Here is a 19,191-nt window from a genome sequence, read left to right on the forward strand (position 1 = left end):
ACGGCAGCGGCCTTTTCAATTCGACGGTACATGAGATCGACTTTGCTGAATTACCTGCTCGATTGTCTCCGGCGATTGTGCAGATCATTTCGTCAACTTCGACACTGAGGCTGTGACGATCGCCATCAAGACGGCACGCGTATTCACTGGACGCAGGAGCATTACGAGATCGAAGGCGCTTATCAGGAATCCTATGATTGGGCCGAGGTAGGCCAGGGGAGGGATATCCGCATCGCGTCGCCGCAGGCGCCTGCGCCCGTGCCGGCTTACGCAGGCGCCGGCATCGATTGCCGATGAGGTCGTCATTCGTCACTTCAATGATGCCAATGGTGCGGCCATGCTGGTTATGGACCTGCATCGACGATCCTCCAGGATAAGGGCAGGCTCGGGCATCAACCGCCTCTCGTCGAAACCACAACCTCCCCTTTTTCTTGGCGGTACGCTCCACGATCAATCCGACCGGGATCAAGGATAACAATCGCAGCCTGCTCGCTATGGTGCTGAACTCCCCTACCAAACAGCACCACGCGAACGGCAAAGATCATCAAGGTCGATGGTATGGAACAGCCCTTCGAAACGGCATCGAAGGCGCCTACCCTGGTCGTGCTGAACACCACAAAGAGAAGGAAACGATCTATGGAACAGGTTGCCACCGTCGGCCTGGATCTGGGCGCTCACGTCATTTCATGGGCGGCCACCGGTGCCACTTTGCGGGATCGGAATTGCTCCCATCCTGCTGCGCGAAGATTACACTCGACGCAGGTCCCGCAACCGAAACCCCAGCTATGTCTATGTTCGCGGTCTCCGCTATAGCAGGTGTGGCTTCCCTCGCAGATGAGCTTCACCAGCGCCTCGCCGCCCAGCAAATCCGCCAGCGCCCAGGTCTGCGCCTTGTCGCGCCGTATGAGGGGTGTGTGAATGACAAAACGCGTCTCCATTCCAAGGTTCAGGGCGAGTTGCATTGCTTTGACTGCGTCATCCCGACAGTCCGGGTAGCTGAAACGATCCGTCTCGGACACGCCGATCACGAGGTGTTTCGCGCCCATCCGGTAAGCCATCGCGGCCGCAAAGCCGAGGAACAGAAGGTTGCGGCCAGGCACGAAGGTATTTGTTATACCGTTCGCGTTCAGTGCGATCTCGACGTCGCGCGTGAGCGCGGTATCACTGATTTGACCGAGCACGGCCATGTCGATCATGTGGTCCTCGCCTAGTCGCCCACGCCAGGCCGGAAAGTCTGTTCGAATGCGCCCGAGCAGGTAGGGCCGCACATCGAGCTCGATCCGGTGCCGCTGCCCATAGTCGAAGCCGATTGTCTCGACGCACTCGAAGTTCTCGAGCGCCCAAGCCAGGCAGGTTGTCGAATCCTGGCCGCCGGAGAAAAGGACGAGTGCGGTTCCCGGATCTCGTTGCATCGGGTCAACCCTCGTATTCAGCCCAGCACAGCGGCGTCTCATAGACCGTTACCGAGCACATTTGGCCAAGAAGCGGCTTGGTTTGGTTCCAGATCCAGACCGCAATGTTTTCCGCGGTCGGATTGTCAAGACCATCAATCTCATTCAGATACTGATGGTCGAGACGTTGCAGAAGCGGTCCGAACACAGCCTCGACATCGAAGAAATCGATGACAAAGCCCGTATCTGGATCGACGGGCCCCTCCAGACGCAGTTCCACACGGTAGGAATGGCCATGTATGCGGTGACAGCGGTGGGTTTCTGGCACCCGCGGAAGACAGTGCGCTGCCTCGAAGGTGAAAGCTTGCGTAATCTTCATGGGATTCCGAGAAACTTGTGGGTTTGAAGGCTCAAGCGCCAACGTGGGTTGGCAAGACAATAGGCCACTGCGGCGGCCGTATTCGCCTCGCGCTCGGGCCCATCCATCGGCTGAAGCAAAAGGTGCTCAAACGCGAGAACTTCGAAATGTTCGGGCTCCGCGCCAATCTGAGGATATACAAGCTTTAGCTCGTCCCCTGCCATGACCACGAGGCGTGCATTGCATTTCGGACTGACGCACAGCCAGTCGATGCCGGCGGGTGTGGGGATGGTACCATTGGTCTCCACGGCAATTTCAAACGCCAAGGAATGCAGCGCTTCCAGGAGTTCTTCATCGATCTGGAGGAGGGGTTCCCCTCCGGTGAGCACGACAAGACTCTGCCCAGTTCCCGACCCGCGCCAGGCTTGTTCGACCGCCAGCGCAAGCTGCCGTGCGGTGTCAAAATGTCCGCCACCGGGGCCATCTACCCCAACGAAATCGGTGTCGCAAAATCCGCAGAATGCTTTTGCCCGGTCGCCTTCACGTCCCGACCAAAGGTTACAGCGGGCGAAACGACAAAATACGGCGGCCCGCCCGGCATTTCGTCCTTCACCTTGAAGGGTGTAGAAAATTTCCTTGACCGCATATGACATTGCTTAAGCGGCCTTCGAGTGAGCAAGGGAGCATCTCTGCTGGCTTACGAGACGCGGCAAAAGGTGGGAAATGTCCCACTGCACGTTTTGCTGCGCGTTCCACCGTCGAGGCTCGATACCGCAAACCCACTCGCTCGAACTCCACGCAGAACTAGGTTTCAGCGGGTGGAGACTGCGGGGAAGGGCCTCTCGCTCCTCGAAGCCTATCACCAAGAGAAACGCCTCGATCTCGCCGCTCATCGCGAGGATGCCTTGACGAGCACGAGGCGTGAGAATCCTGGTGTCTCCTCGAAAGCCTTCCTAACCGCACGGAAGAACTCGCTCATCAGCCGCAAGCCACGCTCCAGGATGAGGCGGTCGAGCGATGAGGATGTCATGTGCGGCGGCAGGGAGCCGAGAAAATCCGCTATGTCCTGATCGGTGATCTGAAGGGCTTCATCGATGGTCTTGCCGACGATGAATTCGGTAAACGCCGAGGAAGCGGTTATGGCCGAGCCGCGGCCGAAGGTCTGGAACGTTGCGGCGGTGATCGTCTGCGTCTTAGGATCGAAACCCATCATCAATTTAAGTCCATCGCCGCAGGCGACGGCGCCGACCTCACCGGCCGCATTGGGGGTGTCCAAAGCGCCGACATTTTTCGGGTTGATGAAATAGAGCTTGTCGCTGAAGAAGTATATGTTGTCGGTGTCGTCCCGCATGGGCGCCGATCCTTGTCGTTATGGCGGCTAGCCGAAGGATTTGCCGCAGGCGCATTTGTCCCGCGCATTGGGATTGTCGAAAACAAAGCCCGAGGACTCCAGGTCCGTGACGAAGTCAACGGTCATGCCGGCGAGATGGGGCTGGGAGTTTGCGTCGACGAACACCTTGAACCCGTCCGTCTCCATGATGGCATCTCCCTCGCGCGAGACGCTTTCCAGACCCATCAGGTATTTGAGGCCGGCGCAGCCGCCCGCCTCGACCATGATGCGAAAGCCTTCCGCCGGTTCGTCGGCGCGAGAAAGCGCGGTCTTGACGGCAGCGACGGCGTTTTCAGTGAGTGTGATCATGGGGCTATTTTCTCGCTGATGAGTTTGCAAGCCACGCTGCACAGAACGTGCCAGAGAGGAAAACTATTTTAAAACGACGGTTTAGCGGATTTGGCGCCCTGTCTGACATCCAACAATTGTCGGGTGTCGGACAGAGTGAAACCTTGCGTACAAAAAGCGGCATCGGACACATCGCCAGTGGCGTCGCCAGAGCCAGCGTTTTCGATCGTATGAATGTTGGCCAGTGCAAGGGTGGGAACTCTTAGTCGTGCTGCGCTCCAAAAGCCGCGCCATCGTCACCACACGGTAAGGTGGCGAACACCGGGTGGTCGATAACTGCATCGATCGCGCCTTCTCGAAGCAGGCGCGGTCGATTCTGCGTCAGCTCGTTGATGCCGAACACCACCCGCGTGCTCCGCCCGTGGCCTGCAGTGCGGCCGTTACCTTGGGAGGGCCGACTGAAGCATTGTAGACGCCGCGAACCCAGGGGTGGGCCAACGCGTCGCCCAGCGAACGGCGCCATCACCGCCACGGCGGCCACGGCCGCGATTAGAGACCGCCGTCACTTCCAGTTCTGCCGCCAGTTCGCGGTCTGGCGCGTCCGCGTTCCAAAACGAAACTCGAGCGAGCCCCGGTCCGCCGTCACATCGAAGGAGAGAAATCTCTGTTTGTCACAGCCACTCGTCGGCAAGGGCCGTCACGGCCGCGGTAGAGAAATATCAAAGCATCGTGACTGCCTCGTCCTGGAAAAACCGGTGCGGTTGTGTCAGTCGCCCCCGCCAACAACGCCGCCGATAGCGTTGCCGCAAGGCGGGTACTGACCGTCACGCTATCCAAAGCGTTGCAACAGATTCGTCAAACAAGTTTACAGATTCTTTGCGAATGCAAGTCGCTGAACCATGATACGTTCGCCTTAAGGCAGAGATTGGCCGCAGCTAATCGTCGAAATCAATGGTTTGGAATGCGTGAATAGAGAACCTGTAGCGTTGATCGCAAGCCGCATACAGAGAGGCCCTTTAATGGATATCGACATTTTTGAAGCTTACGAGTCTAACGTTCGTCGCTATGGACGATCCTTTCCAACCGTCTTTAAAAAGTCACTTGGGGCGACAATCTGGGACGAGTCCGGAGAACCTTATATTGATTTCCTTGTTGGGTCCGGCGCGCTCAACTACGGCCATAACAATCCAGATATTATGGCGCCGGCAATTCAATATCTCGCCGAAAAAAGTATTGTTTTGTCGCTTGATATGTATACAGCTGCAAAGCGTGATTTCATCGAAGTGTTTGTCGAGTCCATCCTGAAGCCCCGGGGCCTTTCTTACAAGATACAGTTTCCTGGGCCGACCGGGACGAACGCTAACGAAGCGGCGTTGGCGCTGGCGCGAAAATATACCGGCCGCTCGAGTGTCATGGCCTTCACAAATTCGTACCATGGCATGTCACTCGGCTCCTTGGCTGTATCGGGTTCAGCGTCAACTAGACAGCTTGGCGGCGTTGCTCGCCACGACGTGATCCGTGTCCCTTACGAGAACTATCCGAACCAAACTTTCGATTCCGCTAGTTACATTGATCACGTGTTGGGCGACCCAGGCAGCGGGATAGAAAAGCCGGCCGCAATCATCCTGGAGCCCATCCAGGCAGAAGGCGGCATGAACACTGCATCGGCACCTTGGCTCTCAGAAATTCAGCGCATTTGCCGCAAGCACGACGTTGTTTTCATCGTCGATGACATTCAGGCAGGTTCGGGACGAACGGGCGATTTCTTCTCGTTCGAATTCGCCAAAATCGAACCGGACATCGTGTGTCTTTCGAAATCGCTAAGCGGTTCGGGTAATCCGTTGTCCATAGTTCTGATTCGCCCCGACATGGACATATGGAATCCGGGAGAACATAGCGGGACCTTTAGAGGCAATAATCTCGCGTTCGTGACTTCCGCGGCCATGTGCACAATGTGGTCCGATAGGCAGTTTACTACAGCCGTCGAGCGGACGGCCGTCAAACTGCAAGAACACCTTGATCGCCTCGTTGCGAAATTCCCCAAGTGCATCGAACAAAAGCGCGGCCGGGGTCTGATGGCTGGCCTCAAGTGCCGTTCCCATGCCGTTGTTAGCCGTGTGCACGATGTCGCGTTCGAAAACGGCCTGCTGATCGAATCCTCGGGGCCAAATCGCGACGTCATCAAAGTCCTTCCGCCGATAACCATCTCAGATGGCGAACTCGATCACGGCATTGCCATCCTCGATCAGGCACTACAGGAGAAAACCAATGGCGACTAACCAAGTACCTCAAACGCCGGCCATCTCGCCTCTTACGATCAAAGAACGAACCGGCTCGATCAGCACTGCAGAGATCATCTCGGTGCTGAAAGGCGAGATCACGGCCCTGCACATCAAGCAGGCTTTCAGCACCGAAACAGCCGGTGAGATCACCGCGAACTTTGTTGGCAGTCCCGCTCTCAAGGAGCGTAAAGATGGCGTCCCCGGACAATATGTGGGCGCATCCCACTACAGGAAGGATGCAGCCAGCTATTTCGCGGAGTCGAAGAATGCGAAACCGTTCGTCGACGCCCTCTTTGAGAATTTGGTTGATCCGGTCCGAGGAATATTCGACGCATTGAAGCGCGAGCTTCACAACCAGGGTATTGAATTGCGGCTGGCCCGTTCAGAACACGGTCAGGCTAGTGTTTGTCGCGCTCTCAGTTGGTCTGGCAGCGGCACTTTTTCCTTGGACCCCCACGACGATGTCGCTCAAGTCCTGTGTGCTGGCAACGACTACGAGCTTTCTGCGGTGGCGCACAACACCGTTGTAGCGCTCAACGTCTATCCCAGCATGCCCGAGGAAGGTGGCAATCTGAGGCTCTGGAGCCACAAACCGACGGTCGCCGACCGAAAGTCGCAGGGTGTGGAGACCACGGGCTATCCGTATTCGGCAGCTTATCTCGAGCCGGTCCCTTCTCGCGAGTTCCAGCTTAAGGCCGGGGATATCGCACTGATCGATGGCGGTTTCGTTCACGGGGTTACCGGTCAATTAGGCAATGGAAGGCGTCGCCTGGTGCTGAATAGCTTTTTCGGTTTTGCGCGGCCGGATCTTGTTCTCTGGTGGACCTGAAGTGAATGTCGCAGCCTTTGCGGACACCGGGGAATAGTTTTACAAAGTCTATGACCTCAGAGGGTGTCACAGTTGGCCAACAGCAAATACATAATCTCTGACCTACGGCACGAGCCCCAGTTCAAAGCGACCGTGGCGCAGCGCATTTGGCAGGCGTGGTGGATGGGCCAAGACGTACCGCTCAGTTACATCGAAGGTCGCGTAGAGGAAAATCTTACCTCGAATAGCATTCCATTTGCGCTTGTGGCGCATCGTAGCAAAATGTTCATTGGAACGGCTTCGGTCATCGCCCACGACATGGACGAACGCCCGCAATATTCGCCTTGGGTTGCGGTGGTTTGGGTGGACCCGGAGCACAGGGGAAGCGGTGTCGGTTCGGCGCTTGTCCGCGCGGCGGCGGACGCGGCTTTCAAACTCGGGCATTCCCCGGTCTATCTCTGCGCAACTCCCGAAAACTCTAGTTTCTATCGGCGCTTGGGGTGGGAAGCTATTGAGGACGACGTGAGTGGCATGAACGTTTTCATGTGTTCCCAATAATCTAAAGTCGGCTTTCCACCGAGGCTGTGTGAAAACTCCCGCTCATGCTAGTCTACTGCGGGTTGAGCGGGGATTCGGCATGGCGGGTTTCATTGAGGGAAAGGACCGCCAGGAACTGCTCCGATACCATTCTCTGGACCGCCGGAAGGTGGAGTTTCCCGGCTTTCTCACGACGGCGGGCTGGCGGCGCCATCGGGATTGAGCAACGAGATCGGGGCCTTGTGCCCGATCGCACCATGGCGTCGCTGACCTTGCTGACACCACCTCTCGATCGGTCTCACCGGGTCATATTTTTTTGGCGTAAGCCCGAAGTAGGCTCCGAGCGTACTGGATTTTCCAAATAGCATCGGGTTGTCCACCGCCGAGCGATAGTGAGCGCGACCGAGGCCCCGACGCCGGATCACCTTGACGCTGGGCCTTGTGTTTGGCCCGCGGCTGCGTTTTGAAAGGCATCAGCTCCGCTACTGCCGTTGCCGCTTGCCTGAACCCACACCAATAAACGGTCCGTGCACCGACGCCCCTTTGCTATCAATTTGCGTCTTCTGTAGTCTCAGATCGTGAGACTCACGTTGTAATCCGTCAGGAAATCCTGCAGGGTCAGGATTTTCTCAACCCGCCTGAAGTTGTCGGTCGCATCGAGCAATGCCCGGGACTGGTCGAGAGACAATAGCGGGGCCACGGCCGCATTGCGGTCATTCAGCAGCGCGGAAAACCGCGTGCGGAGCATTCTGTCATAGGTGGCATCCTGGATAATCGGATACGCGCTCTTCACACGCTGGACCACCGACTGCGGGAGCAGGTCCATCGTGGCGGCCCGCAGCAGACTCTTCTCGCGCCCGTCGAAGGCCTTCTGGGCCCATTGGGTGCCGAACACGTATTCAACCAGACGGTGATCGCAGTAAGGGACCCGCACCTCAAGACCCAAAGCCATGCTCATCCGGTCCTTGTGGTCGAGCTCCATCGGCAGGTAACGCGTCAGGAAGAGGTAGGAGATCTCGCGCATGCGACGCTCGTGCGGATCGGCCGAGGCCGGCCCGGTCAGGGCCGGTACTTCCGCAAGTGCCCTGCGGTACTGCTCGTCGAGGTACCCGGGGAGGTCGAGTTTCTCGACAAGGCCAGGGTCTAAGCACCGCCGCACGATATCGTCGCTGTCATCGATCCAGGGAAACGTGTCGGCCTGAACGTACGAGGGATCGTGGAAAGACCGGTAGCCGCCGAAAAGCTCGTCGGCACCCTCCCCGGACAGGGCCACCGTCGAGTGTTGCCGGATGGCTCGGAACAGCAGGTAAACGGAGCTATCTTGGTTCCCGTAGGTCAACGGCAGGTCGCGGGCGTGGAGGGTGGCGGCCCGCACGTTCGAGTCCATGAGTTCGTCCGCCGACAACGTAATGTCCGTGTGGTCGGTACCGACGAACTTCGCGACATCCTGCACGAATGGCCCGTCGGGTGTGGGGTGCGCCGGGCCAGGAATGAAGTTGTCAGTGTAGCCGACGAAGTCGAGGGCGAAGGATCGGATCCGTTCGTCGCTGAAGCGCGCGGCCAGGGCGGTCATAGCCGAGGAATCAAGCCCGCCCGACAAGAGTGTGCACAGCGGCACGTCGGCGACGAGCTGCCGCTGGATCGTGTCCTCGAGCAACTCTCGGACGCGCCGAACCGTGGTAGGCACGTCGTCGGTGTGCCCGCTGTCGGTGAGTTGCCAGTAGCTCATCTCCTTGATGCTTTCGCGGGTCACGCGGACGATGTGGCCGGGCCGTACCTCACGCATTCCACGGAACACGGTGTTATGCGGGTCGGCGACGAGAGATAGTGTTCGCCGAAGCCCGTCGGCGTCCATGGCCCGCTCGGCGAGACTATTGGCGAGGATCGCCTTTGGCTCGGAGCCGAACAACACTCCATGCTGGGTGGGATAGTAGTAAAGCGGCTTGATGCCCAGACGGTCGCGTATGAGAAGCAGTTCGCGCTTGCCGGAGTCCCACAGTGCATAAGCAAACATCCCGTTGAGTTCGCTCACGGCTCTGCGCGGATCACGTTGGCCCCACTCGCGGTGGGCGCGCAGCACCACCTCGGTGTCACTACTCGTGTCGAACCGATGGCCCTGGGAGGCAAGCCGTTGACGCAGCTCGCGGTGGTTGTAAGTCTCGCCGGTGTAGACGAGCACCAAAGCCGGTCGGCCATCCTCCTGGTGCGTTATCGGCTGACGGCCGCCCTGGAAATCGATGATCGCCAAGCGGCGGTGTCCCAGTGCCGCAGGCCCGTCGATCCAAGCCCCCTCGTCGTCCGGACCACGATAGGCCATGGTGGCCGTCATATCGGCAAGCTCCCTCCGCGCGTCGGGACTTCCTAGGTCACGATCGAAATCAATCCATCCACAGATGCCGCACATATTTTGACTCCTTGCCTGGGTAAATGTCGAGTCCATGACGTGGTTTGCCGATGAGCACGCATGCGCCATGCCAAATGAGAAACCGTTTCGAGGCAAAGGGATAGATTTGGCTCAGCTAAGTTGCGTGTCCGACGTTGTCGGACAGCGGACGGCGCCGAAGTCGAAACGCTTGCGGGTCAGGAGGATATCTTGCTCGTGCAAAAGAGTGCGCCTCGAGGATAAGCGATTGCGTCGAGGCACCTTTTCCGAATCGTCTTGATGGTTAAGTTGCATACTCAGTCCAGATAGGTTCGGTCTCCGAGGCGCCGATCTCCATGCCCAGAACCTCGCGCCGGCCGTCACTGTTGACGCCGACGGCAATGATGATGGCGACCGACAACATGCGGCCGCGGCGCGCCTTCAGGTAGGTCGCATCGATCCACAAATACGGCAAGTCACCTCGATTGGCCGCTCAAGGAAGGCCTTCACCTTGCCGTCAAGCTCCTCGCAGAGCCGGCTCTCCTGGCTCTTGGAGACGCCGCTCGCGCCCATCGCCGACCGAGCGCGTCGGCGGCGACAATCAATATTTGACGAACACGAATGCGCATGAAAAATCCGCCAGATTTAACGATAGGCCGCCGCCCCTATCCTCCGCTAGTGTACCGTCTCAAGGAAGGAATTCCCCTTTAGCTTGACGTGCGAGTCAGAGGGCATGTCAAGTGATCCGGACATCCGGTTGTCTCCTGAGGATCGGGCGACGCTGGAAGGTTGGGTGGCGGACCGCAACTCGCCACAGAAATTGGTTTGGCGGGCGCGGATCGTGCGGTTGTGGGCGGGCGGCGACGGCGTCACCCCGATTGTGCGGACGACCGGCAAAACCAAGCGAACTGCCTATCGCTGGCGTGACCGTTACGGGCAAAAATTGGCTTGCCTGCGCTCTTGGCCACCAGGCCTGCCGCGAGGATTTCTCCGTTGCCTACCACCGGATTCCCCGGCTGTTCACCGCCCTCGCGCTTGCAAGAGGTGATACAGTAGGATCCTCAAATCGCTTGCCAAGACCGACCTGCTAATCCTCGATGACTGGGGACCCGAAAAACTCAATGACGACCAACGCCGCGATCTCCTGGAGATCATTGAGGATTACTGCTACGAACGACGCTCAACCACACAAGTCAGGTGCCCGTGGATCGTTGGTGGGAGATTATTGCAAACCCAACTTTGGCCGGCGCCATCCTGGATCGCCTCGTTCACAACGCCTATCGCATCGATCACCGGTGAAAGCATGCGAAAACAGCGTCCGCCGATCGCACCCGAAAACACCGAAGCTTGACCTGAAACAAAACCCAACCCAAACATCAACGAGACCCAGGATCAAGCCACCACGTCGCACCTAAGGGCGACGGTGGATTGCGCTCGCAGATCGCCGGGCGTGCCATCCTGTTCGTACGAATATTTAAGACCGAGCGTCGAGGCGATCCTACGCTAAGCCGACGATTGTGCGTCAAACAAATGTCAAGAGTCTCTTTGGCGTATCGACCATGATGTCGGCTATCTCGGATTCGGTGAAAGATCTCTTTAGCATGTGTGGAATGACCATCTTGTAGATATGTGCGTAGCCGTGACCACCATGCTTCGAAAGTTGGACAACGTGGCATATGTCTTGGCTGATCACTATCTGATCACGATAGCCGCGATCTAACACGCGCCTGATCGCTTTCAGACGAGCGCCGTCATTGGGCATGTCAATGTCAGAATGCGAATAATAGGTGTTCTCTTGACCGAATAAATCCCATTCGAGGACAACGCCTGCGTCGGCGAGTTGGAAAAGCCTATCGTCATCAAATATTGTTCGGTCGATATGGTCAATTATTGTACGGGTTAGATCGGCGCCATGTTCACGGAGGAACTCGACTAGCATCCACGGGTGGTCTTGGTGGCGGGCCGGATGGATAGTCAATGCCGCTCCGGTTTCTTGCTGAGCAATAACAGCTCCTGCGAGCACGCGCTTTTCCAAGTCAGTCCACGGCCAAGAACAACCGATTTCACCGATGATACCTGCCCTTATGTCGGTTCCCCAAGCACCCTGCTGAACTTGGGCAATAATCTCTTCGGCAAAGCTCTCAACCGATCGTTCCTGGTTGCTTGGATTCTGGAGATCATCAACATAATGTCCGCAGCCCATGACTATATGAGCGCCTGTGGCGCGAGCTACTGCAGCCAACCCAGCTGGGTCAGGCTCCAAGCCACCGATAGTTAACTCGACGATTGTCTTTCCGCCGTGGGCGATAATCTCGGCAACAGCTTCGATTGCAACAGAAACGTCCTTTTGAGTAGTGTTCGCTGGGATATTTATCTTATTGTTGAGATGGTCCCAGTAGCGTCCAGTATCAATTGGCTCTTTTAGTGGTTCGTGACGACGCGCTGGTGCAGTGATATTCCAAAGCAGGTGCTCGTGCATTAGCGTGGAACCAAGCTCGGAAGGGTCAACGAGCCCTAGCGCAGTCTGGGCGTTACCCCTCATCACTTCGCGAGTTAATTGCATTATCGTTTCACTCCATCATGTTGAGTAAGTCTAAGCCCCATGTCGGAAGCAGCCCACCTTCGACCAACAGCACATAGGCAAAAAGACAGTTGACGTACATCGATATGCAACGTCTTGACAGTAGATTTGCATTGTTAATTAACGCGTGAGACAAGAAATTATCCTCAAAAACGCCAATAAAGGCGGTAATATTGGTTGAGCCGAGTCCTAGCGCTGTGGCATCTGTTGTTCCCGGCTCTTCTCTGATCCTTGGCCTGCTCTTTTTGGACAGGTTGGCGCTTGCCATTACTCAATGGATAACTTGCCAGCGTTTTCCGTCAAATGCAGTTTTCATATCATCGTCATCTGGAAGCGAGATGGTTCTTAGAGGCTGGTGAGCTATTTTATTGCTCGATGCAAGTAGTTGATTTACCGTAAGGTTTGGTGCTGGGCCGAGGAGCGGAGGCGGGCTGTTTGACGATCCAGGAGCCCCGCCATGGATGCCTGTCGGTTCCGTTGCAACTCCTGACATAGGTCGGCAAAGGCCAACAGGGACGCAGGTTACGAGACTTCGCCGAATAGGGTAGCAATGAAGTACGCTGAGCGCCCATGTCATTCGCTGGTGCGCTGACAGTCTGTCCCTTGCGGATCATCGCCATCGCCTCATAGCCGCCGATCGTCTCTGAGGCGGTTTTGAGGCCCAACCCCGGTCGGACTAGATGTTTGATGCGTCGGTGATCCTGCTCGACAATGTTGTTCTAGAACTTGACCTGTCGGAGTTTGGCAAAGCGCCAGAGTTCACCGTTCTGCTTCCTGGCTTTTGCCGCAATGGGATACGCCGCGTTCTTGTCGACCGTGATGGTCCGCGGATTGACCGTATGGGGCTGTCCCAAATCCTTGCGGAAGAAGCGCTGAGCTGCACAGGCATCTCGATTAAAGTCGATCGTCTATCCGGCAGCATCGACAGCACTATAGAGATACACCCATTCACACTTTACCCGAAGGTATGTCTCGTCCACCCGCCAGGAGCCGTTTGTCTTGCGCAGATGCGGGCGGATGCGCTTGTCCAACTCGGGTACATAAGCCTGAATCCAGCGAAAAAGGGTCGTATGGTCTACTTGCACGTTCCGATCGGAAAGCATGCTCTCAAGATCGCAGGAGCTGATCGGGAATTGCAGGTACCAGCGTACAGCCCACAGAACGACCTCCGCCGTAAACTCTCGACCCTTGAACGGGTTCTTGTTCTTTCACCTCATTATCAGCTCTCTCAGCAGCAGCCTCTCGGTCGGCCAGTTGCAGCCGCCGCTCGGCCGCTGCTAGAAGCATAACGCCGCCGCCCGAAGTGATGCGGCCACCGTCAAGCGCGGCTGTGACCTGCTTGCGACCGACGGCTGGAAAACAGAACGACACGGCGGGTGTGGCTCGCGAGATGTCGCGGCAGGATCGGCTGCGGCGCGGCAATCAACGTGAGAGCGCAGCGTCGATTCAGGATGAGAATGCCGGCGGCTTGAGACGCAGGGAGGGCGTAGCGTGACGGGAGTTTCAAGCCGCCGGCGGCGATCCCTTCCGGGCATCGTCTTGTGGTCGCGGTCGACCGGGTATGCCGGTGGTTTTTCCGATTTGGAGGAATCACTTTGTGCCCGGCCGCCACGTAACCGATCACCAGATGAGGCTTTTCATGAAGTTCCGGCAAACCCACACGACGGCCGTCGCGGCGGCGAAGACGTCGATCCGCACGGCCACGGCGTATCGCATGGAGAAGGATTCGAGGCTATCGCCGCAGACCTGATCCGCTCGGCGACATTTTCGGGCCGAGATCGTGCCGCTGCTCAAGGCGGCGCTCGGCATTTGGCCAATCACCATCTTCGAGGAGATGCTGCGATGCCATCCCGAACTGGGCGCCGGCATTCGCCGCGCGGTCGAGCGCCGCGTTCGATCCTGGCGCGCGGTTCATGGCGAGGAACAGGAAGTCATCTTCCGGCAGGTGCACGAGCCCGGCGGCGTCGGCCTGTCGGACTTCACCGACATGAGCGGCGCCGGCGTTATAATCGTCGGTCAGCTGCTCGATCATCGGCTCTACCATTTCCGACTCGCCTATTCCGGCTTCGACAGCCTGTCCGCAGCGTTCCGCAACCTGGACAGGGATGCTTGCGCGGACCTGACGCGTCGCTACGAGGACCTCATCGCCCACTGCGGCATGACCGCAACCCGCAACAATGCCGGCATCGGGCACGAGAAGGGCTCCATCGAAGGTTCTCACGGCCACCTCAAGCGTGCGATCCATGATGCGCTCCTGATGAGGGGGTCGAGCGACTTCGATGATCTGGCCGCCTACTCGTCTCTCGCGTCGACGTTTGCCGCTCTCGCTCTCGTCCGGTGACCCCGTGAGGCCGGCATAGCGCGCCACGGCGCGGCGGTCGCGCAGCTTGCGCGACAGCATCTCGTGGACCAGCATGCCGGCAGTCTCGACGCTGACGGCGATGATCTGCGCGCTGGCACACGCCGGCAATGCCCGCGTGCGGCGCGGCATGATCCAGTTGGCCTGGCGCTTTCTCCTCTTCCAGAAGAACAACGACCTTGCCCGATGGTTCCAAGCACGCACGACCGACGGCCGCAAAACCACGCGCAACACGATGATCGTGGCGCTGGCGCAAGCTGCTGATTGCGCTGTGGCGTTTCGTCACCGCGCCCGAGGTGCCGCAGGGCATCATCGGGCGTGCGGCATGATGGAGCACGCAGGAAGAGGAAGAACAAGGCACACCCCAATTGGCAGGGCCCGCAGCAGGGTCTGCCGATGACGATCCGAGGTGGCGGCAACCCGAAGCTACACATGGTCCTTTGGACCGCCGGAAATCTGTCGTCGGCATTTGGCCGCAGGTTTCCAGCCTGGTTGATGCAGACTGTTGCCATCAGCTGGCTGATGGCGACGACCGCGACTTCCGATCTTGGTTGCATTGGTATCGGCGGCATCGCGGCCGGCGGTTGGGTCTGGGGCATCCCGTGGCGCAGAACCATACCTTTGCCTAAGCGCCGGTGGCTCTGCGAATGGCCCGTCGAGCACGTCGTCTGCTGTCCGATCATGGTCGCCGTCATCAGGGTCTGGGGGCCGCCCACGAGGGCCGGCGAGCGCCTGGTCGAACCATTTTTGGGTATGAGCCTCTCTAAGGGCGCGGTTCGGACGATCGCCATCGCAGCCTTGCCGCACAGAAACAGGCATGGACCAACATCCCGCCCAAGAAGAACAGAACCGGCGGTTTCTCGCATAACCCCCGAACCCGCACCTGATACGTTTGTCAGGTTTGTCGAGCCCACGACGTAGCGGGACCTGCCTGATTGCTGCTGCATCCTGATCAAGTGGTTGACAGACAAGAAGAAGATTTAGTTCAGCCTCCCTCCTGCAAAGTTGGCACGACTTTTGATGGGACACATTGGCTACGTGGGCGGGGTTGCCGATGATGACAAGCGTAAATTATCTTTGATGGAGAGTCATGTGGACAAGCAGAGATTTCGTGATCTTGCGAGCGTAATTGAGAAGTCCAGACCAGATTTCGACTATGCGTACTCCAAAGGAATAATGACACTGTATGCCCGCTCGCTTGAGCGGCGACATGTGGAGCTCGAGCCGGGACGATCGGTTATAGAATTCGCGAGAGGCAGTTATCTCGGGCTTGATAACCATCCGATGATCGTGGACGCTGCGATAGCAGCATTAGCGTCATATCGCTCGATACAATGGTCCGGTGCACGCACGAGATTGAATTTCTCGCTAACCCGAGATCTCGAATACAGCTTATCTGAACTTTTCGATGCACGGGTTGTCGTATACTCGTTGGTTCTGACGGCGAACATGAGCGCGCTCCCGTTACTCGCATGCGGGGCTTTTACCAGAGGACGCAAGCCGGTACTTGTGTTCGACCGATTTGCCCATGCCACTTTGGCATACCACAAGGCTGTTATGGCCGAAGATGCAGAGGTTCTGCAAATTGGGCACAACGACATTGAGGAACTGGAGGGTATTTGTCGGAAACACACACGCGTCGCCTACATATGCGATGGTGTGTATTCAATGGGCGGAAATGCTCCAATCCGTGAGCTTTTGCGTCTCCAAGAACGCTATGGGCTATTCATCTACATCGATGATGCTCATGGCATCTCAATCCGGGGAAGGAATGGCCAAGGATATGCCAAATCCCAAATCACAGATCTAGGCGAAAACACAATCATCGCGGCTTCCTTGAGCAAAGGCTTCGGAGTGACTGGCGGTGTTCTCATGCTTGGGACGGAAGAGCAGGAGAAACTGCTTAGACGTTACGCCGTCCCGCATGCATTCTCAATGGGGCCAGACTTGGCCGGAATTGCAGGTGCCTTGGCATCAGCAGAGATTCATCGGTCTGCGGAGTTGGGTGAGCGCCAGGCCCGCCTGAGTAGGGTTGTTCAATGTTTTGACGAGAAAATGCCGACGCAATCGTCAGGTGACGGAATGCCAATCCGGATGGTCCCGATTGGTGCGTCAAGGGCAGCGGTGGATACGGCGGCAGAGCTATTGCGGCGTGGCTTTTATGTGGCCGCAGCATTTTATCCGACGGTGCCCCGCGACAAGGCTGCTTTGCGCGTATGCCTGACCGCAGACCATAGTCTGGAAGAAGTCACCCAGCTTTGTGAGTCAATCGGAGACATAGCTAGCTGTGGAGCCTCAACAGGTTGTCCTCGGTTAGAGCGAGGCGACTGATAGGCGTTTTGGACTTTAGGCTCCCGTGGGGACGGTGCCAATTGTAACGATGCAGCCAGACCGGCAACTCTGCGGCGCGGTGATCTGAAGTCGGGTAGGCGATGGCATAAGCCCATTCGCGCACTGCTGTCTGGATGAAGCGCTCGGCCTTGCCGTTGGTCTTGGGCGTATAGGGCCTTGTCCTGACGTGCTCGAGGATGCGGTCTGCATCATAGGCCTTGTCGGTCAGCACAATGGTGCATGCCGGAGATGGGAGAGGAACGTGTCGGCGATCTGCCCGCCATGCGCTTGGCCCTCCGTCAGTCCGAGCCGGATCGGTAGTCTATACGCATCGACCACCGCGTGGATTTTGGTCGTGAGTCCGCCGCGCGATCGACCGAGACAATGATCTCAATCCCCCTTTTTTGCCGTCGCAGCCTGCTGGTGGGCGCGAACGGAGGTGCTATCGATCATCTGGATCTCGCCGTCATAAGTGTTGGTCCATCATCCGGCCCTAAACGCCAGCATTACGCCATCTCGCGAAGCGGTTGTAGCAGGGTAGTGCGCGGCCCATACCATTCGGGCAGATCGCGCCACGGCGCGCCGGATTGCAGCACCCAGAAAATGCCGTTCGATCATCGACGCGCGGCACGCCTCGCGGCTTGTTGGGTAGCAGCGGTTCGATCACACGCCATTCGAAGTCCGTCAGGTCATATCGGCTCATGTTGAGCGTGAATCATAATCCAGCGACATTTGAAAGCCTCCGGTCGGAAATACCCCACTTGCGAAGATTGGCTGCGCTGGTCAAGTCGCCTGGCGGAGAGGCTATTATCGATGTCTACGAGAGTGCGACTGATGAAGCGGAACGGTTTGGAATTGTATTCGAGAGGGGTTGATGAAACCACTTTTTTTATCTTCTCGACATGGTATGCCGACATCATCGTCAAGGGCAGCCGCTAAGTCGATTATGGCCACAGGCTCAATTTGACCACCGGCCGAAGCGGGCTTGACCTCGTCATCGAAGCCGGAAACCGGCCGACATTCGAGCGGTTCTTGCCGATGCTGGAGCGCGACATCGCCGTCTGGGGTCAGGCGCATGCCGCGGCCCTGATGAAGTCCGCTGATCGGATCCCAGACAGGTCAACGCGCTTTCAAGCGGCACCTATTGGAGTGCACCCCCAGACTGAGAAAAGGAAAATCGCGGACAGTTTCCCTGCAAGAGAGGAAACTGGGGCATGGCCGGACGGCAAAGAGTTATTGATGAGGACCAAAAGCTGGAGCTTCTCCAGCGCATGGAGGCGAGCGAAACCGTCAGCAAGTTAGCAGACGAGGTTGGCATCAGTCGCCAACGACTTTACGAGTGGCGTGATCACCTCAGGCTTCGTGGTAATCTGAAGTCACGTCGGCGCGGCCGGTCAGATCGATAACAGGAGTTGACGGGGCCGCGCAGCTGCAGAGCGCTGTCGACACGCCGGCACCTCAGGAAAAGGCGCTGACCAAGGCTAGGCGCCCGATCAGGGAATTGAAGCAGAAAGTCGGGCAGCAGCAACTCTCGATTTTTTTCGCGAAGCCTTGCGGCATTTCGAGGAAGATCATCGTCGGAGCAGCGCTCCTGGCGAAACGGGATCTTCAAAGTCATCGAAAAGATGACGACCGGCCTGTCGCAAGGCGAATTCAACATCGACAGAATGTGCTGGCTCACTGGCGTCAGCCGCGCGAGTTATTACCGTCACTGGCTGGATTCGGCCCCGCCCGGGCCGAGACAGGTTTGCGCGATCTCATTCAGAAGATGGCTCTCGGCAACGCGCACTACGGCTACCGCCGGATCGCAGCTGCGTTGCGGCAACAGGGCCCTGTCGTCAATCATAAGAAGATCCGGCGCTTGATGCGCGAGCACGATCTGCAGCCGAAGATGCGGCGCCGCTTCATAGCAACGACGGACAGTAGTCACGGCTGGCCGATCTGTCCGAATCTGGCCCGAGATGTTCTCCTGAACGGCCCGAACCAGCTCTGGGTTGGCGACATCACCTATGTGGCGCTGCCGACGCGCTTCGTCTATGTCGCCATCATTCTTGATGCCTGGTCGCGTCTCGTCGCCGGCTACGCCATTGGCCGGTCCATCGACGCGCGTTTGACAGTCGCTGCCCTGCAAGCGGCAATTGCCGGAAGACAGCCGCCGCTTGGCTGCATTCATCCATTCCGATCGCGGATCGCAATATGCGGCGGAAGCCTATCGACACCTCCTTGCAGATGCAGGGCTGATCGGTTCGATGGGACGCAAGGGCAATCCCTATGACAACGCCAAGGCCGAGAGCTTCATGAAGACGCTCAAGGTCGAGGCCGTTTACCCGATGGCGTTCGAAACCTTCGAGGAAGTCACCGAGCACCTTCCTCGCTTCATTGAGGAGGTCTACAACAAACGAAGGCTACATTCGGCGCTGGGATATCTCAGCCCGCAGCAATTTGAGGATCAACACGTCCGGCAGACCGGTCAAAACGCCGCCTGATAAATCGCCCCAAGGGCC

General features: G+C 57.9%; 17 protein-coding genes and 10 pseudogenes. 12 read left to right on the plus strand and 15 right to left on the minus strand.

Translation table 11 applies throughout. The annotated features are described in order from the left end of the window. Positions 1-674: 674 nt before the first annotated feature. The 6 genes from queC to J1C56_RS23700 form a co-directional block, all read right to left on the minus strand. Positions 675-1,412, minus strand: a complete 738-nt coding sequence (queC, locus tag J1C56_RS23675) for a 7-cyano-7-deazaguanine synthase QueC (protein WP_199201525.1) — start codon at positions 1,410-1,412, stop codon at positions 675-677. 4 nt (positions 1,413-1,416) lie between these two features. Then, positions 1,417-1,770, minus strand: coding sequence for a 6-carboxytetrahydropterin synthase QueD (queD, locus tag J1C56_RS23680; RefSeq protein ID WP_214392471.1), 354 nt, complete (start codon positions 1,768-1,770; stop codon positions 1,417-1,419). Continuing rightward, positions 1,767-2,402 (minus strand): 7-carboxy-7-deazaguanine synthase, encoded by a 636-nt coding sequence (queE, locus tag J1C56_RS23685; protein WP_214392472.1) that lies wholly within the window; start codon positions 2,400-2,402, stop codon positions 1,767-1,769. The genes queD and queE overlap by 4 nt, the downstream gene beginning before the upstream one ends. Before the next feature lie 236 nt (positions 2,403-2,638). Continuing rightward, a complete protein-coding gene (locus J1C56_RS23690; RefSeq protein WP_214392473.1) occupies positions 2,639-3,100 on the minus strand; it encodes an iron-sulfur cluster assembly scaffold protein in 462 nt (153 codons plus the stop codon). A 27-nt stretch (positions 3,101-3,127) separates the two neighbouring features. After that, positions 3,128-3,448 carry a HesB/IscA family protein gene (locus J1C56_RS23695; protein ID WP_214392474.1) on the minus strand — a complete coding sequence of 107 codons (321 nt, stop codon included), beginning with the start codon at positions 3,446-3,448 and terminating at the stop codon, positions 3,128-3,130. A gap of 241 nt (positions 3,449-3,689) precedes the next feature. Beyond that, positions 3,690-3,833: a hypothetical protein gene (locus J1C56_RS23700; RefSeq protein WP_214392475.1), complete on the minus strand. Its 144-nt coding sequence runs from the start codon at positions 3,831-3,833 to the stop codon at positions 3,690-3,692. Between the two features lie 613 nt (positions 3,834-4,446). Between J1C56_RS23700 and ectB the strand changes: the two genes are divergently transcribed. The 3 genes from ectB to J1C56_RS23715 all read left to right on the plus strand — a co-directional run bounded on the left by ectB (position 4,447) and on the right by J1C56_RS23715 (position 7,075). Further along, positions 4,447-5,706 carry a diaminobutyrate--2-oxoglutarate transaminase gene (gene ectB / locus J1C56_RS23705; RefSeq protein ID WP_214392476.1) on the plus strand — a complete coding sequence of 420 codons (1,260 nt, stop codon included), beginning with the start codon at positions 4,447-4,449 and terminating at the stop codon, positions 5,704-5,706. Further along, positions 5,696-6,538, plus strand: coding sequence for a 2OG-Fe(II)-dependent halogenase WelO5 family protein (locus J1C56_RS23710; protein WP_214392477.1), 843 nt, complete (start codon positions 5,696-5,698; stop codon positions 6,536-6,538). The genes ectB and J1C56_RS23710 overlap by 11 nt, the downstream gene beginning before the upstream one ends. A 63-nt stretch (positions 6,539-6,601) precedes the next feature. Further along, on the plus strand, positions 6,602-7,075 hold the full coding sequence (locus J1C56_RS23715; RefSeq protein WP_420797427.1) for a GNAT family N-acetyltransferase: 474 nt from the start codon (positions 6,602-6,604) through the stop codon (positions 7,073-7,075). A gap of 550 nt (positions 7,076-7,625) precedes the next feature. Here J1C56_RS23715 and asnB read toward each other — a convergent pair. Both asnB and J1C56_RS23725 read right to left on the minus strand, forming a co-directional pair. Further along, positions 7,626-9,527 (minus strand): asparagine synthase (glutamine-hydrolyzing), encoded by a 1,902-nt coding sequence (gene asnB / locus J1C56_RS23720; protein WP_338001493.1) that lies wholly within the window; start codon positions 9,525-9,527, stop codon positions 7,626-7,628. 202 nt (positions 9,528-9,729) lie between these two features. After that, positions 9,730-9,992: pseudogene (locus J1C56_RS23725) on the minus strand (transposase); the annotation flags it as partial. Between the two features lie 157 nt (positions 9,993-10,149). Between J1C56_RS23725 and J1C56_RS33495 the strand changes: the two are divergent. Together J1C56_RS33495 and J1C56_RS23730 are read left to right on the plus strand one after the other, a co-directional pair. Next, positions 10,150-10,311 (plus strand): annotated as a pseudogene (locus J1C56_RS33495) (IS630 family transposase); the annotation flags it as partial. 13 nt (positions 10,312-10,324) lie between these two features. Further along, a pseudogene (locus J1C56_RS23730) lies at positions 10,325-10,767 on the plus strand (ATP-binding protein); the annotation flags it as partial. A gap of 171 nt (positions 10,768-10,938) precedes the next feature. Here J1C56_RS23730 and J1C56_RS23735 read toward each other — a convergent pair. From J1C56_RS23735 to J1C56_RS33030, 3 genes and pseudogenes are all read right to left on the minus strand, one after another. Further along, complete coding sequence (locus tag J1C56_RS23735) at positions 10,939-11,979, minus strand: phosphotriesterase family protein (RefSeq protein WP_214392479.1); 1,041 nt, start codon at positions 11,977-11,979, stop codon at positions 10,939-10,941. Between the two features lie 540 nt (positions 11,980-12,519). Further along, positions 12,520-13,157 (minus strand): annotated as a pseudogene (locus J1C56_RS33710) (IS6 family transposase). Between the two features lie 76 nt (positions 13,158-13,233). Further along, positions 13,234-13,389, minus strand: a pseudogene (locus J1C56_RS33030) (IS1380 family transposase); the annotation flags it as partial. Between the two features lie 205 nt (positions 13,390-13,594). On the opposite strand from J1C56_RS33030, the pseudogene J1C56_RS23750 reads away from it, so the two are divergent. Next, positions 13,595-14,320: pseudogene (locus J1C56_RS23750) on the plus strand (IS21 family transposase); the annotation flags it as partial. Here the strand turns inward: J1C56_RS23750 and J1C56_RS33915 are convergent. Next, positions 14,297-14,434 (minus strand): annotated as a pseudogene (locus J1C56_RS33915) (IS110 family RNA-guided transposase); the annotation flags it as partial. The pseudogenes J1C56_RS23750 and J1C56_RS33915 sit on opposite strands and share 24 nt — an antisense overlap. Between J1C56_RS33915 and J1C56_RS23755 the strand changes: the two are divergent. Together J1C56_RS23755 and J1C56_RS23760 are read left to right on the plus strand one after the other, a co-directional pair. Next, positions 14,385-14,756, plus strand: coding sequence for a hypothetical protein (locus tag J1C56_RS23755; RefSeq protein ID WP_214392480.1), 372 nt, complete (start codon positions 14,385-14,387; stop codon positions 14,754-14,756). The pseudogene J1C56_RS33915 and the gene J1C56_RS23755 sit on opposite strands and share 50 nt — an antisense overlap. 620 nt (positions 14,757-15,376) lie before the next feature. Continuing rightward, positions 15,377-16,687 carry an aminotransferase class I/II-fold pyridoxal phosphate-dependent enzyme gene (locus J1C56_RS23760; RefSeq protein WP_246591853.1) on the plus strand — a complete coding sequence of 437 codons (1,311 nt, stop codon included), beginning with the start codon at positions 15,377-15,379 and terminating at the stop codon, positions 16,685-16,687. On the opposite strand, the pseudogene J1C56_RS33715 reads toward J1C56_RS23760, so the two are convergent. The 3 genes and pseudogenes from J1C56_RS33715 to J1C56_RS33725 all read right to left on the minus strand — a co-directional run. After that, positions 16,638-16,883: pseudogene (locus J1C56_RS33715) on the minus strand (integrase core domain-containing protein); the annotation flags it as partial. The gene J1C56_RS23760 and the pseudogene J1C56_RS33715 sit on opposite strands and share 50 nt — an antisense overlap. Positions 16,884-17,193: 310 nt before the next feature. Next, positions 17,194-17,283 carry a hypothetical protein gene (locus tag J1C56_RS33720; RefSeq protein WP_420797428.1) on the minus strand — a complete coding sequence of 30 codons (90 nt, stop codon included), beginning with the start codon at positions 17,281-17,283 and terminating at the stop codon, positions 17,194-17,196. Further along, positions 17,244-17,390, minus strand: a pseudogene (locus tag J1C56_RS33725) (IS5/IS1182 family transposase); the annotation flags it as partial. The pseudogene J1C56_RS33725 and the gene J1C56_RS33720, both read right to left, overlap by 40 nt. 203 nt (positions 17,391-17,593) lie before the next feature. On the opposite strand from J1C56_RS33725, the pseudogene J1C56_RS23775 reads away from it, so the two are divergent. The 4 genes and pseudogenes from J1C56_RS23775 to J1C56_RS23790 all read left to right on the plus strand — a co-directional run. Then, positions 17,594-17,761 (plus strand): annotated as a pseudogene (locus J1C56_RS23775) (ISNCY family transposase); the annotation flags it as partial. Positions 17,762-17,958: 197 nt separating this feature from the next. Next, a complete protein-coding gene (locus J1C56_RS33730; RefSeq protein ID WP_214392481.1) occupies positions 17,959-18,093 on the plus strand; it encodes a helix-turn-helix domain-containing protein in 135 nt (44 codons plus the stop codon). A 95-nt stretch (positions 18,094-18,188) separates the two neighbouring features. After that, complete coding sequence (locus J1C56_RS23785; protein ID WP_246591854.1) at positions 18,189-18,962, plus strand: IS3 family transposase; 774 nt, start codon at positions 18,189-18,191, stop codon at positions 18,960-18,962. Positions 18,963-18,984: 22 nt separating this feature from the next. Then, entirely contained in the window at positions 18,985-19,173 is a 189-nt protein-coding gene (locus tag J1C56_RS23790) for an IS3 family transposase (RefSeq protein WP_246591855.1), read from the plus strand. Positions 19,174-19,191: the final 18 nt, after the last annotated feature.

It is taken from the genome of Aminobacter anthyllidis (genome assembly GCF_018555685.1).
Classification (GTDB): domain Bacteria; phylum Pseudomonadota; class Alphaproteobacteria; order Rhizobiales; family Rhizobiaceae; genus Aminobacter; species Aminobacter anthyllidis.

Coding starts and splice junctions, on each gene's coding strand:
- queE (WP_214392472.1), bottom strand. CDS start 2,402: ATGTCATATGCGGTCAAGGAAATTTTCTACACCCTTCAAGGTGAAGGA.
- queC (WP_199201525.1), bottom strand. CDS start 1,412: ATGCAACGAGATCCGGGAACCGCACTCGTCCTTTTCTCCGGCGGCCAG.
- J1C56_RS23735 (WP_214392479.1), bottom strand. CDS start 11,979: ATGCAATTAACTCGCGAAGTGATGAGGGGTAACGCCCAGACTGCGCTA.
- J1C56_RS23790 (WP_246591855.1), top strand. CDS start 18,985: ATGAAGACGCTCAAGGTCGAGGCCGTTTACCCGATGGCGTTCGAAACC.
- J1C56_RS23690 (WP_214392473.1), bottom strand. CDS start 3,100: ATGCGGGACGACACCGACAACATATACTTCTTCAGCGACAAGCTCTAT.
- J1C56_RS23760 (WP_246591853.1), top strand. CDS start 15,377: ATGGGACACATTGGCTACGTGGGCGGGGTTGCCGATGATGACAAGCGT.
- J1C56_RS33730 (WP_214392481.1), top strand. CDS start 17,959: ATGGAGGCGAGCGAAACCGTCAGCAAGTTAGCAGACGAGGTTGGCATC.
- J1C56_RS23695 (WP_214392474.1), bottom strand. CDS start 3,448: ATGATCACACTCACTGAAAACGCCGTCGCTGCCGTCAAGACCGCGCTT.
- ectB (WP_214392476.1), top strand. CDS start 4,447: ATGGATATCGACATTTTTGAAGCTTACGAGTCTAACGTTCGTCGCTAT.
- J1C56_RS23710 (WP_214392477.1), top strand. CDS start 5,696: ATGGCGACTAACCAAGTACCTCAAACGCCGGCCATCTCGCCTCTTACG.
- queD (WP_214392471.1), bottom strand. CDS start 1,770: ATGAAGATTACGCAAGCTTTCACCTTCGAGGCAGCGCACTGTCTTCCG.
- asnB (WP_338001493.1), bottom strand. CDS start 9,527: ATGGCGCATGCGTGCTCATCGGCAAACCACGTCATGGACTCGACATTT.